The sequence below is a fragment of the Pseudomonas xanthosomatis genome (genome assembly GCF_019139835.1).
Classification (GTDB): Bacteria; Pseudomonadota; Gammaproteobacteria; order Pseudomonadales; family Pseudomonadaceae; genus Aquipseudomonas; species Aquipseudomonas fakonensis.
The window spans coordinates 1034334-1046824 of the sequence record NZ_CP077075.1 but is presented as its reverse complement, the minus strand read 5'-3'; the positions used below and the strand labels follow the sequence as shown (position 1 = coordinate 1046824).

Annotated in this window: 10 protein-coding genes; 5 read left to right on the top strand and 5 right to left on the bottom strand. The window is 65.2% G+C overall.

The window, feature by feature from the left end; translation table 11 throughout:
• Positions 1 to 88: 88 nt before the first annotated feature.
• Positions 89 to 571, top strand: coding sequence for a TIR domain-containing protein (locus KSS93_RS04585; RefSeq protein WP_217887340.1), 483 nt, complete (start codon positions 89 to 91; stop codon positions 569 to 571).
• Positions 572 to 783: 212 nt separating this feature from the next.
• Here the strand turns inward: KSS93_RS04585 and motB are convergent, their stop codons facing one another.
• Together motB and motA are read right to left on the bottom strand one after the other, a co-directional pair.
• Entirely contained in the window at positions 784 to 1818 is a 1035-nt protein-coding gene (gene motB, locus KSS93_RS04580) for a flagellar motor protein MotB (RefSeq protein WP_217887339.1), read from the bottom strand.
• A gap of 3 nt (positions 1819 to 1821) precedes the next feature.
• The gene (gene motA / locus KSS93_RS04575) at positions 1822 to 2673 is read right to left on the bottom strand and encodes a flagellar motor stator protein MotA (protein ID WP_217887338.1); all 852 of its coding nucleotides are present in this window, start codon (positions 2671 to 2673) and stop codon (positions 1822 to 1824) included.
• A 130-nt stretch (positions 2674 to 2803) separates the two neighbouring features.
• On the opposite strand from motA, the gene KSS93_RS04570 reads away from it, so the two are divergent.
• The 3 genes from KSS93_RS04570 to asd are packed head-to-tail and all read left to right on the top strand — an operon-like array spanning position 2804 to position 6066.
• Complete coding sequence (locus tag KSS93_RS04570) at positions 2804 to 4339, top strand: HDOD domain-containing protein (RefSeq protein ID WP_217887337.1); 1536 nt, start codon at positions 2804 to 2806, stop codon at positions 4337 to 4339.
• Between the two features lie 44 nt (positions 4340 to 4383).
• The gene (locus tag KSS93_RS04565) at positions 4384 to 5193 is read left to right on the top strand and encodes a rhodanese-like domain-containing protein (RefSeq protein WP_217887336.1); all 810 of its coding nucleotides are present in this window, start codon (positions 4384 to 4386) and stop codon (positions 5191 to 5193) included.
• A gap of 9 nt (positions 5194 to 5202) precedes the next feature.
• The gene (gene asd, locus KSS93_RS04560; RefSeq protein ID WP_217887335.1) at positions 5203 to 6066 is read left to right on the top strand and encodes an archaetidylserine decarboxylase; all 864 of its coding nucleotides are present in this window, start codon (positions 5203 to 5205) and stop codon (positions 6064 to 6066) included.
• 167 nt (positions 6067 to 6233) lie between these two features.
• Here the strand turns inward: asd and serB are convergent, their stop codons facing one another.
• A complete protein-coding gene (serB, locus tag KSS93_RS04555) occupies positions 6234 to 7448 on the bottom strand; it encodes a phosphoserine phosphatase SerB (protein ID WP_217887334.1) in 1215 nt (404 codons plus the stop codon).
• Positions 7449 to 7584: 136 nt separating this feature from the next.
• Between serB and KSS93_RS04550 the strand changes: the two genes are divergently transcribed.
• Positions 7585 to 9033, top strand: a complete 1449-nt coding sequence (locus KSS93_RS04550) for a histidine kinase (RefSeq protein WP_217887333.1) — start codon at positions 7585 to 7587, stop codon at positions 9031 to 9033.
• A 303-nt stretch (positions 9034 to 9336) separates the two neighbouring features.
• On the opposite strand, the gene KSS93_RS04545 is transcribed toward KSS93_RS04550, so the two are convergent.
• Together KSS93_RS04545 and parC are read right to left on the bottom strand one after the other, a co-directional pair.
• A complete protein-coding gene (locus KSS93_RS04545; protein WP_217887332.1) occupies positions 9337 to 10047 on the bottom strand; it encodes a PqiC family protein in 711 nt (236 codons plus the stop codon).
• A 175-nt stretch (positions 10048 to 10222) separates the two neighbouring features.
• Positions 10223 to 12481 (bottom strand): DNA topoisomerase IV subunit A, encoded by a 2259-nt coding sequence (gene parC / locus KSS93_RS04540; protein ID WP_217887331.1) that lies wholly within the window; start codon positions 12479 to 12481, stop codon positions 10223 to 10225.
• Between the last annotated feature and the right edge of the window lie 10 nt (positions 12482 to 12491).

The window sequence follows — 12491 nt, the reverse complement described above, 5'->3', positions numbered from 1 at the left end:
GCGGCCCATCAGCCTGCGGCATGGAAGGACACACAATGACGAAACCCGCCCCGCATCACCTCCCCCACGCAACGGGAGGGCGCGCCTGATGCCTGTTTTTATCAGCTACCAGCACGACCAGCGCCTTGACGCGTTCATCCTCAACGAGCGCCTGCTGCTCGAAGGCATCCCCACCCAGCTGACGCGCTACGACGATGCCACCTGCCAGACCTTCGACGACATCTGCGTGAGCCTGCGCCAGTATCTGGCCGACAGCACCCACCTGATCTGCGTGCTGTCGCAGCAGGCCGCCGAGAACTGGTGGGTGGCCTGGCAACTGGGCGCCGCCGCCACCAGCAACCGGCGTATCAGCCTCTACCGCAGCGGGCCGGCGCCGTTGCCGGGCTATCTGGAACGTTGGCCGCTGCTGCATGAGCGCGAACACATCGACCTGTTCGTGCGTGCCTACCACGAAGAGTGCACCTTCCACCGGGCCATGGCGCCGGCCCGTGAGGGGCACCACGCCCATGACCGGGACAACGCCGACTTCTTCCATACCGACCTGAAGGCCAAGATCCGCCGAGGGTTCTGAGCACAAAGAAAAAGGGCCGCTTGCGCGCAATGCCAGTCCTTTAACGAAATTGGGGCCGCAATGCGGCCCTTCGCGGGCAAGCCCGCTCCCACAGGAACGCGCCAAGCCTCAAGCTGGCGCAGTACCTGTGGGAGCGGGCTTGCCCGCGAAGGGCTGCAAAGCAGCCCCAATTGCTAACCGACCGGTCTGACGCTTGCACGGCCCTTGTTCGGTCACTGGTTCTTCTGCTCGTCCATCTTCAACACGCCATCCTCGAAGATGTTCAGCTTCTGGCGCAGCTCTCGCGGTTGCATCGGGTCCTGAGGCGCCGCGGCGCCTGCCGGTGGCACACCCGGAGCAGCAGCGCCCGGCGTACCGCCGGCGGGCGGTGCAGCCCCGGGCTGGGCGTCAGGCGCGCCCTGCTCGCCCTCGATATCACGCTGGGCCTTCTTGGTCAGCACGATGATGTCGATACGGCGGTTGACCGGGTTGAGCGGGTTCTTGCGGTCGAACAGCGACGACGAGGCGTAGCCCACCACCCGCGCCACCTGGCTGTCCGGGTAGCCACCGGCAACCAGCGCGCGGCGCGCGGCGTTGGCACGGTTGGCCGAAAGCTCCCAGTTGCCGAAGTCGCCAGTGCCCGAATAAGGCTTGGCATCGGTGTGGCCGCTGACGCTGATCTTGTTCGGCACCGCCTTGATGGTGTCGGCCATGGCCAGCAGAATGTCTTCAAAGTACGGCTGCAGGCGCGCGCTGCCCAGGTCGAACATCGGCCGGTTTTCGGCGTCCATGATCTGGATGCGCAGGCCGTCCTGGGTGATCTCGAACAGGATCTGGTCCTTGAACTTCTGCAGTTCGGGGTTTTCCTCGACCTTGTTCTGCAGCTCCTGCAGCAGCAACTCGAGGCGCTCGCGCTCAACCTGCTCGGCCATGGTCTCGACCTTGTCCTTGTCCAGCTGGATGCTGGTGTCAGGGGTCGGTTCGGACTTGGTCTCAGGGTTGATGGTCTTTTCCGGTGCCAGCTGCGGCGAGCCACCCAGGTCGATGATGTAGGGCGTGCCGCTCTCGGAGAAGCCGATCGGGTCCTTGAAGTAGCCGGCGATGGCGATCTTCTGCTCGGGCGTGGCGGTGGACAGCAGCCACAACACGAGGAAGAACGCCATCATCGCCGTGGCGAAGTCGGCAAAGGCGATTTTCCAGGCACCGCCATGGTGCCCGCCACCGAAGCGCTTGACGCGCTTGATGATTATCGGCTGATTGTTCTCCATGACTCAGCGACCGCGAACCGCTTGTTCCAGCTCGGCGAAGCTCGGACGGTGCTTCGGATACAGCACCTTGCGCCCGAATTCCACGGCCAGCGAAGGCGGCATGCCCGAGGCCGAAGCCACCAGCGAGGCCTTGATCGATTCGTACAGGTTGATCTCTTCCTTGGCGTCGTGCTCCAGGCACTTGGCCAGCGGGCCGAAGAAGCCGTAGGCCGCCAGAATACCGAAGAAGGTACCGACCAGCGCCGCGCCGACGTGCAGGCCGATGGAGGCCTGGTCGCCTTCGCCCAGCGAAGCCATGGTCACCACGATACCCAGTACCGCCGCGACGATACCGAAGCCGGGCATGCCGTCGGCAATGCCGTTGACCGCGTGGGAGGGATGCTCGAGCTCTTCCTTCATGCTCAGCAGTTCCATGTCGAACAGGCCTTCGAGCTCGTGGGGAGCCATGTTGCCGGTGGACATGATGCGCAAGTAGTCGCAGATGTATGCGGTCATGCGCTCATCGCCCAGTACCGCAGGGTACTTGGCGAAGATCGGGCTGGCAGCGGCGTCCTCGATGTCGCCCTCGATGGCCATCATGCCTTCGCGGCGGCTCTTGTTGAGGATCTCGTACACCAGGCCCAGCACCTCCAGATAGAAGGTGTGGGTGAAACGGCTGCCGAACATCTTCAGCGACTTCTTGACCACATGCAGGGTCATGTAACCAGGGTTCGCCTGAAGAAACGCACCGAAGGCCGCGCCACCGATGATCAGCACTTCGAACGGCTGAATCAGTGCCGCGATCTTGCCGTGGGAAAGTACGTAGCCGCCGAGCACGCTCGCGAATACGACGATGATGCCGATAATTTTAGCCATAGGTTCAGAGCACTTGCTGTCGTGGTCAGGGTCGGGGACGGGAGCCTTAAAACTCTTCTTCTACTTATCGGCAGAACTGCGCCAGACTATAGCCACTCAAAGCGAAAAGCCAGTTTGGACTGATGTCAATATGCCAATTGAAACCAAGGTGCCAAGTCAGCCCCCGTCAAGTCTTGACGCCTGGGTCAAACTGCTCGACGGCGTACGCATACCCGTGCCCAAAGAGAGCCACGACCGCGTCGTGCAGGCCATCAACGACAGCCGCCGCTCGCTGCGTGACATCGCCGAACTGATGCAGGACAGCCCTGCGCTGGTGCTGTGCGTCATGCGCGAGGCCAACCATTCGGCCAACGCCAGCCAGGCCGAGCCCGCCGAAAGCCTGGAAATCGCCCTCAACCGCCTGGGCCTTGAACGCATTTCACAACTGCTGGCGCGCCTGCCCTCACTGCACAGCGACAACCTGCCGCCGGTGCTGCGCCAGTTCCTGCTGATCAGCCAGCACGCCACGCAGCAGGCCAACGGCCTGTTCGCCAGCCGCCTGGCGCGCCTGTGGCAGGAGATCCACTGGGGCAGCCTGCTGTTCCTCTCGCCCATGTGGGCCATGGCCGTGGCCTACCCCAAGCTGCTGGATGCCTGGGAACTGCGGGTTATCCACAAGGGCGAGGACGCAGGCGTTGTCGAGCAGCAGCTGTTCGGCGTGCGCATCATGCAGCTGTGCCAGGCCGTGGCCGAGCACTGGCGCCTGCCGGGCTGGGTCACCCAGGGCTACCGCCTGCTGACCGAGGAGCGCGAGCAACTGGCCCAGGTGCTGAACATCGCCCGCGAGCCCGACCCGCTGGAGCAACAGCACCGCCTGGACGAAGAGCCGGCGCTGCGCCGCTGGTTCAACCAGCCACCTAATACCGTGCTGCTGGCCAACGGCCTGGCCCTGGCCGCCCAGGTGGGCTGGGACAACCCGCACCTGCTGCGCTGGCAATTGCTGACCGCGCTGTACCTGCAAACCTCGCTGGACGATGTGCAGCAGCAGGTCCACCAGCAGGCTGCCGCCAGCGCCCGCCACCATGCCCGCCATGCCCTGTTCCACCCGGCCGAGGCGTTGATCTGGCCCTGGGACCAGCGCCGCCCGCACCCGGACATGCTTACCCCGCCGCCGCCCAGCAGCGAAGACCTCGCCCACTGGCGCTCGGCGTGCCAGGAGCTGCTGGCCCAGCCCAGTCCGTTCAGCAACGCCGTGCACTTGTCGGCGCAGGCCCGTGAAGCCCTGCAGGCGTGCGGCATGCAACGGGTCATGCTGCTGAGCCTGGACAAGGCCAGCGATTACCTGCGCGTGCAACAAACCGTCGGCCTGCCCGCCGAAGCAGGCGCCATGGCCCTGCCAGTGCAGCAGAACAAACTGCTGCAAAAGCTCATGGCCCAGGCCGGGCAGTTGCGGGTTACGCCAGACAACCACGCCCAACTCGCAGCCTTGCTGCCGGCGCCGCTGCGGGCGTTCTTCAGTGGCGAGCACCTGCTGCTGCGCTCACTGGCAGTAGGCGGCCAGGTGCTGATGCTGGCGGTGGCCGACCAGGGCGGCAAGCCACTGGCCGATGTCAGCGTGCAAGCCTTCGGCAAAACCGCGCAATGCATCGAGCGCGCCCTGGCCCTGTTTGCCAGTCGCAATGCGTGAGCCTTGCGCTACAATCGCCCCTCTTTCCACCCCGGAGACCGTGGATGACTGACTTTTCCGGCTTGCCCCTGGTGATCGAAGCCGCCGACCTGTTGCCGCGCCTGGGCTCGCCCCGGCTGATCCTGGTCGACCTGAGCAGCGCCAACCGCTATGTCAGCGGGCACATCCCCGGGGCGCGCTTCGTCGAAGGCAAGCGTACCCAGCTCGGCCAGCCCCCGGCCCCCGGCCTGCTGCCAGCCCAGGCGGACCTCGAAAAACTGTTCAGCGAGCTCGGCCACCGCGATGACGCGGTGTACGTTGTGTATGACGACGAAGGCGGCGGCTGGGCCGGGCGTTTCATCTGGCTGCTCGACGTCATCGGCCACCGCCACTACCACTACCTCAACGGCGGCATCCAGGCCTGGCCGGCAGACAAACTGTCCACCGACGTACCGGCCCCCGGCACCACCCCGGTGCGCCTGCAACTCAGCAGCGCCCCCACCGCCACCCGCGAGTACCTGCAAAGCCGCCTGGGCGCCGACGACCTAGTCATCTGGGACGCCCGCGGCCCGCAGGAATTCACCGGCGAGAAGGTCCTGGCCGCCAAGGGCGGGCACATTCCCGGCGCGATCAACTTCGAGTGGACCGCCGGCATGGACCTCAACGACCACCTGCGCATACGCGCAGACATCGCCGACGTTCTCCGGCAATTGGGCATCACCCCCGACAAGGAAGTGATCACCCACTGCCAGACCCACCGCCGCTCCGGTTTCACCTACCTGGTGGCCAAGGCCCTCGGCTACCCACGCATCAAGGCCTACGCCGGTTCGTGGAGCGAATGGGGCAACCACCCGGACACGCCTGTAGAAGTCTAAGGAACCTGCATGAAATCCCGTCTGTTCATCATCAGCCAGTACCTGCTGCCGCACCACCTGCTGTCGCGCCTGGCCGGCTGCGTCGCAGAGTGCCGCGCACGCTGGTTCAAGAACGCCTTCACCGCCTGGTTCGCCAAGCGCTACCAGGTAAACATGGCCGAGGCGCTGGTCGAAGACCTCACTGCCTACGAGCACTTCAACGCGTTCTTCACCCGCGCCCTCAAGCCTGGCGCACGCCCGCTGGACGAAACCCCGGGGGCCATCCTGTGCCCGGCCGACGGCGCCGTCAGCCAGCTCGGCCCGATCGAGCACGGCCGCATCTTCCAGGCCAAGGGCCACAGCTTCAGCGCCCTCGAGCTGCTGGGCGGCGACCCGGCACTGGCTGCGCCGTTCATGGGCGGCGAGTTTGCCACCATCTACCTGTCGCCCAAGGACTACCACCGCGTGCACATGCCGCTGGCCGGTACCCTGCGCGAGATGGTCTACGTGCCTGGCCGGCTGTTCTCGGTCAACCAGACTACCGCCGAGAACGTCCCTGAGCTGTTCGCCCGCAACGAGCGCGTGGTGTGCCTGTTCGACACCGAGCGCGGGCCGATGGCCGTGGTGCTGGTGGGTGCAATGATCGTCGCCTCGATCGAGACCGTCTGGGCCGGCCTGGTCACCCCACCCAAGCGCGAGCTGAAGACCTTCCGCTACGACGAAGCCAGCCGTGCGCCGATCCACCTGGAAAAGGGCGCCGAACTGGGGCGTTTCAAGCTGGGCTCCACCGCCATCGTGCTGTTTGGCCCCGAGCAGGTGAAGTGGGCGCAAAGCCTGGGAGCCGGTTCCGCAGTACGCATGGGCGAGCTGCTGGCGGTGCCAGCGCAGGCCTGACGAACCAAAAAAGCCCTGCACATGCAGGGCTTTTTTTTGCTTTACCGCCGCCCCCTGAAGGAGCCGGCTTGCCGGCGATCACCGGCAAAGCCGGTGCCATCCAGCGGGGACTTACAGCGCCCAATCGGGCCTCATCGCCGGCAAGCCGGCTCCTACACAGGTAGCGCTCAGCCGCGCGCGTCGCGGTCGCGCACGCCCAGCAGGTACAGCACGCCATCCAGCCCCAGGGTCGAGATGGCCTGGCGGGCCGACTGGCGCACCAGCGGCTTGGCGCGGAAGGCCACGCCCAGGCCGGCCAGCGACAGCATCGGCAGGTCGTTGGCGCCATCGCCCACAGCGATGGTCTGCTCCAGTTGCAGCCCTTCTTCGCTGGCCAGTTGCTGCAGCAGGTCAGCCTTGCGCTGGGCGTCGACAATCGGCTCCACGGCAACACCAGTGACCTTGCCGTCGACCACTTCCAGCTCGTTGGCGAACACGTAATCGATGCCCAGGCGCGCCTGCACCTGCTTGGCGAAGTAGGTGAAGCCGCCAGACAGAATGGCGGTCTTGTAACCCAGGCGCTTGAGCTCGGCGAACAGGTGCTCGGCGCCCTCGGTCAGGCGCAGCGAGGCACCGATCTGGTCGAGCACACCCACATCCAGGCCCTTGAGCAGCGCCATGCGCTCCTTGAAGCTGGCACGGAAATCCAGCTCGCCACGCATCGCCCGCTCGGTGATTGCCGCCACCTGCTCGCCCACGCCGGCAGCCTTGGCCAGCTCGTCGATGACTTCGGCCTCGATCAGCGTGGAGTCCATGTCGAACACCGCCAGGCGACGGTTGCGGCGGAACAAGTCGTCCTTCTGGAAGGCGATGTCGATGCTCAGCTCGTCAGACAGCGCAAAGAACGCCGCACGCAGCGCCTGGCCGTCGCTTGGCTCGCCGCGCACGGAAATTTCCAGCGCCGCCTTGCCCTTGTCCTGCTGGGCATCCAGCACCACGCGGGCCGACAGGCGCTCGATGCGCTCGATGGTCAGGCCGTACTGGCTGATCACCGCACTGACGCGCTGCAACTGCTCGGGGGTGATTTTGCGGCTGAGCAAGGTGATGATCTGGCGCGGCTCACCCTGGCTGTCTGCCCAGTGCTGGTAGTCGGCTTCAGAAATCGGCGTGTAGCGGGCCTGCAGGTTCAGCTCGTGGGCCTTGGACTGCACGCTTTGCAGCAGTGCGGTGGCTACTTCGTTGTCGGGGATGTCGACCAGGATGCCGAACGACAGGGTGCCGTGCATGACTGCCAGGCCGATGTCGAGAATGTTCACACCGCCCTGGAGCAGGACGCCGGTGATGGCCGCGGTAAGACCTGGACGGTCCTCACCGGTGATGTTGATCAGAACGATTTCGCGCACAACCTGGCTCCGACTTCGATGAAAAATGCGCATTCTACCGACTTTCCGTGACCATCGGGCACCAACGATACTTTGCCGACAAAACTCCGGTCGCTATACTGCGCAGCACCTAACTCGCCATAAAGAGCCGCGCTCTGTGAACCGGCCCACGCCCGTCAAAACCGATAATTTCTTCCTGATGATCTATCGAGCCCTGAGCCAGCGCCGTATCCCCCTGGCGTTGCGCATTGCCAGCCATAACATCTTCCTGGTGGCCCTGGCCCTGGTGATCTATGCCTGCGTGATGGGTTTACAGTTCAAACAGGCCATGCATGAGCAGGCCGATGCCGTGGGCCAGAGCCTGACCACGCAGACCGCCACCTCAGCCACCGAACTGCTGGTGTCCAACGACATCCTCAGCCTCAACGTGCTGCTCGGCAACCTGGTGAAGAACCCGCTGGTGGCCCATGCCGCCATCTACAGCGTCGACAACCGCATCCTCGCCGAGGCCGGGCAGCGCCCGCGCAACAGCCTGCTGGGTGAGGCCGAAGGCCTGTACCAGACCAAGATCACCTTCCAGGACGTGACCGCCGGCCAACTGCGCATCAGCCTGGACATGAGCCAGTTCCAGCAACCCATGCTGATCAGCCTGCAGAGCATGGGCATCCTTGCCGCCATCCTGCTGGCCCTGGCCTTGACCCTCAGCCTGCGCCTGGGCCGCTTCATCTCCACCCCGCTGCTGCAACTGCGGGTATGGCTGCGCGACCCGCACCCCTACACTCCGGCGATCGACCGCCAGGACGAGATCGGCGACCTGGCCCGCCAGCTGCACGCCCGTCTTGCCCCGCCGCCGCCGCCAGAACCGGAAGAAGAGTACGAAGAGGACGACTACGACGACGCGCCAGCGCCGGCCAAGCCCGCGCCGCGCAGCCAGGTCGTCGCCCAGGACCACGACGACGATGACGACGCCTTCGCCGGCCTGATGGACGACGAAGCCGCCCCGGCGAAACCGGCCATTGCCGAGTCGGACGAGCCACAAAGCAGCGCGGTACTGGCCGTGCAACTGGGCTCGCAGGAACAGTTGCGCCGCCTGCCGCGCACTCGCCTGACCGAGTTGCTGGAGCGCTACCGCGACTGCCTCGACCAGGCCGCCTCGCTGTATGAAGGCGAAGTGCACACGCTGAACGATGGCAGCACCCTGTTGCTGTTCCATAGCCGTGACTGCGGCGAGGACTACCTGACCAACGCCATCTGCTGCGGCGAGCTGCTGCGTGCCCTGGGCCATGCCCTGCAGATCGAGGTGGCCGACAGCGGCATCACCCTGCAACTGCAACTGGGCCTGGTACTGGCCGACGACCTGCAGGGGTTGGAGCAGGTCGACCTGCTGATGACCGAACAGGCCCAGGATGCCCTGGCGCTGTCGCAGCACAGCCGCAACCTGCTGCTGGTGGAACGGCGCATCAGCGACGATGCCCTGATCCGCCAGCGCGCACGCATCCGCCCGATCGCCAGCCCCGAAGGCGCCTGCTGCGTGGAGCGGCTGATGGAGCCCTACCCGTCAATGCTCGAACGCCAGCTGGCGCGCATGCACGAACGCAGGATCTGACCCAAGGGGCCCGCCTCCTGTAGGAGATCACCCAGCCCTTTCGGGCTGCGCTGTCGCGCAGAGAACTAGTCTCGCAGATGTACCGCGACCCCTGTGGGAGCGGGCTTGTCGGGGTGCCGAACCACCGCGAAGCAGGCGACGCGGTGTTTGGCACCGGCTTCGCCGGTATTCGCGGGCAAGCCCGCTCCCACAGGTCCCTGCTAAATCAATGAGTTATGTGTTGTTCTATGAGAGGTGGCGCTCGGACGGGACAACGCCCACAAAAAAGCCCGCATCGCTGCGGGCTTTTTCATGTGTGCAAGATCAGAACCGATAGACTTCCATATCGGTACGGATCGGCGAAGCCATCGGAATCTTCGGCTTCTCGGGCTCTTTCTTCACCTGCACCGGCGCGGCCTGCTTGCGTGGCGCTGTTTCGGCAATGGCTGGCTGGTTGGCCAGCGGCTTGACCGTGGTGCTGAGCTGCTCGGCGAGTTTTTGCAGCAGCTGACCCTGGGCCTGTACCTGGGCCGACTCGCTGCCTGCGTGAGGCTGCTCGAGGTGGACGATGCGGTTGTCACGCACCTGGCCACGGCGGTCCAGCACGCGCCACTGCGCATCCAGGATGGCCGGTTGGTTCTTGCCCGAGTCCAGGCGGGTGATGGTCAGCAGCACCTGTACGTCCGGGCTGAAACCGGCACTGGCCGGTGCCAATACCACGCGCTGGCTGTCCAGGCGCCAGGCCAGCTGGCGAACCAGCAACTGGTCGATATCCGACGAAAGGCTGCCGGCCCAGCGACCGTCGGTCGCCGCAGTCAGGCTGCCATCGGCTTGACGCTGCAAAAACGTCTCGCGTTGCAGGTAGTCGGCCACCGATATCGGGCCGAGCACCACCGCCATACCCGACGCCTGTGAAGGCTGGCCGGGATCACCGCTGTCGAGCTGATACAGCGCGACCGGCTGGTGCATGCTGCAGCCGCTCAGGCCCAGCAGGCCGGTCATCAGCAGCGCAAATGGAAGGCGCAGAAATTTCATTCATCCCATCCAGGCGGCCGTCACAAGACTGACCGCAGTGATACTCGTGTAGATTCATTCGGGCACTCGGCCACGCCGGCGCCGCAGGGGGCCTATCATCCGCGAAATAACCGCCCGACTCCAGTATTTCCGCCCGAAACGGCGCTGAAAGCGCCGATCCAGACTTCTCGCCCGCTTAAGCCGGGCTCTCGACCATCAGGGCGTCCACGCGCTGGAAGCCTCGCGGCAATTTGCTACCACGACGACCCCGCTCACCTTTGTAGTGTTCAAGATCATCCGGCTTGAGAGACAGGGTACGCTTGCCAGCCTGCAATACAAGGGTCGATCCCTCACTGATCACGGCAAGATCGGTGACGAATTCTTCACGGCTGGCCACCCGGTCGCCCGGCACGCCGATGATCTTGTTGCCCTTGCCCTTGCCCAATTGCGGCAGGTCGGCCACCTTGAACACCAACAGGCGCCCTTCGGTGGTAACAGCAGCCAGCCAATCCTGCTCGCGGCTGGCCACCGGGCGCGGGGTCATCACCTTGGCGCCGTTGGGCAGGCTGAGCAGGCCCTTGCCGGCCTTGTTCTTGGCCTGCAGGTCCTCGCCCTTGACCACGAAGCCGTAGCCGGCATCGGAAGCCACCACATACAGCGCGTCATCCTCAGGCAGCAGCACGCACTCGAAGGTAGCGCCCGGCGGCGGGGTCAGGCGGCCAGTCAACGGCTCGCCCTGGCCACGGGCCGACGGCAGGCTGTGGGCGGCCAGCGAGTAACTGCGGCCGGTGGAGTCGATGAGTACGGCAAACTGGTTGGAGCGCCCGGCTGCGGCGGCCTTGAAGCCGTCACCGGCCTTGTACGAAAGCCCCGTAGCGTCGATATCGTGGCCCTTGGCGCAACGCACCCAGCCCTTTTCCGATAGCACCACGGTGACCGGCTCGGTCGGCATCAGCTCGTTTTCCGACAGGGCCTTGGCCTCGGCACGCTCGACGATCGGCGAGCGACGGTCGTCGCCGTAGGTCTCGGCGTCCTCGATCAGCTCGCTGCGTACCAGCTTGCGCAGCTTGGCGTCGCTGCCCAGCAGGGTGGTCAGGCGCTTCTGTTCTTTCAGCAACTCGTCCTGCTCGCCACGGATTTTCATCTCTTCCAAGCGGGCCAGCTGGCGCAGGCGGGTCTCGAGGATGTAGTCGGCCTGGATTTCGGTCAGGTCGAAACGGGCGATCAGGGCCTGCTTGGGGTGTTCCTCGGTGCGGATGATGTGGATCACTTCATCCAGGTTGAGGAACGCGGTGAGCAAGCCGTCCAACAGGTGCAGGCGCCGCTCGACCTTGTCCAGGCGGTGCTGCAGGCGGCGACGGACGGTACCAATGCGGTACTCCAGCCATTCCAGCAACAGCGCGCGCAGGTTTTTCAGCTGCGGGCGCCCGTCCAGGCCGATGATGTTGACGTTGACCCGGTAGGTGCTTTCAAGGTCGGTGGTGGCGAACAGGTGCTGCATCAGCTCGGCGGCATCCACGCGGTTGGAGCGCGGAATGATCACGATGCGGCACGGGTTCTCGTGGTCCGACTCGTCGCGCAGGTCGGCGACCATCGGCAGCTTCTTGGCCTGCATCTGTGCGGCAATCTGCTCCAGCACCTTGGCCCCGGAAACCTGATGCGGCAGCGCGGTGACGACAATGTCGCCATCCTCGACGCGGTACACCGCACGCATGCGGATCGAGCCCTTGCCGGTTTCGTAAATTTTCAGGATATCGGCACGCGGGGTGACGATCTCGGCCTCGGTCGGGTAGTCCGGGCCCTGAATGTGTTCGCACAACTGCTCGAGGGTGGCCTTGGGCTCGTCGAGCAAGCGCACGCAGGCGCTGGCCACTTCGCGCAGGTTGTGCGGCGGCACGTCGGTGGCCATGCCCACGGCAATGCCGGTGGTGCCGTTGAGCAGGATGTTCGGCAGGCGCGCCGGCAGCACTGCCGGCTCCTGAAGAGTGCCGTCAAAGTTCGGCACCCAGTCCACGGTGCCCTGGCCCAGCTCGCTGAGCAGCACCTCGGAGTAGCGCGACAGGCGCGCCTCGGTGTAACGCATGGCGGCGAACGACTTCGGATCGTCCGGCGCACCCCAGTTGCCCTGGCCGTCCACCAGCGTGTAGCGGTAGCTGAATGGCTGGGCCATCAGCACCATGGCCTCATAGCAGGCCGAATCGCCGTGGGGGTGGAACTTGCCGAGCACGTCGCCGACGGTACGCGCCGACTTCTTGTGCTTGGAGTCGGCGTCCAGACCCAACTCGCTCATGGCATAGACGATGCGCCGCTGCACGGGCTTGAGGCCGTCACCGATATGCGGCAGCGCACGGTCCATGATCACGTACATGGAGTAGTTGAGGTAGGCCTGTTCGGTGAAGTCAGCCAGGGAGCGGCGTTCCACGCCGTCAAGGCTGAGTTCCAGTGAGTCGCTCATGCGGGCCTCG

Coding starts and splice junctions, on each gene's coding strand:
- KSS93_RS04585 (WP_217887340.1), top strand. CDS start 89: ATGCCTGTTTTTATCAGCTACCAGCACGACCAGCGCCTTGACGCGTTC.
- motB (WP_217887339.1), bottom strand. CDS start 1,818: ATGGAGAACAATCAGCCGATAATCATCAAGCGCGTCAAGCGCTTCGGT.
- motA (WP_217887338.1), bottom strand. CDS start 2,673: ATGGCTAAAATTATCGGCATCATCGTCGTATTCGCGAGCGTGCTCGGC.
- KSS93_RS04570 (WP_217887337.1), top strand. CDS start 2,804: ATGCCAATTGAAACCAAGGTGCCAAGTCAGCCCCCGTCAAGTCTTGAC.
- KSS93_RS04565 (WP_217887336.1), top strand. CDS start 4,384: ATGACTGACTTTTCCGGCTTGCCCCTGGTGATCGAAGCCGCCGACCTG.
- asd (WP_217887335.1), top strand. CDS start 5,203: ATGAAATCCCGTCTGTTCATCATCAGCCAGTACCTGCTGCCGCACCAC.
- KSS93_RS04545 (WP_217887332.1), bottom strand. CDS start 10,047: ATGAAATTTCTGCGCCTTCCATTTGCGCTGCTGATGACCGGCCTGCTG.
- parC (WP_217887331.1), bottom strand. CDS start 12,481: ATGAGCGACTCACTGGAACTCAGCCTTGACGGCGTGGAACGCCGCTCC.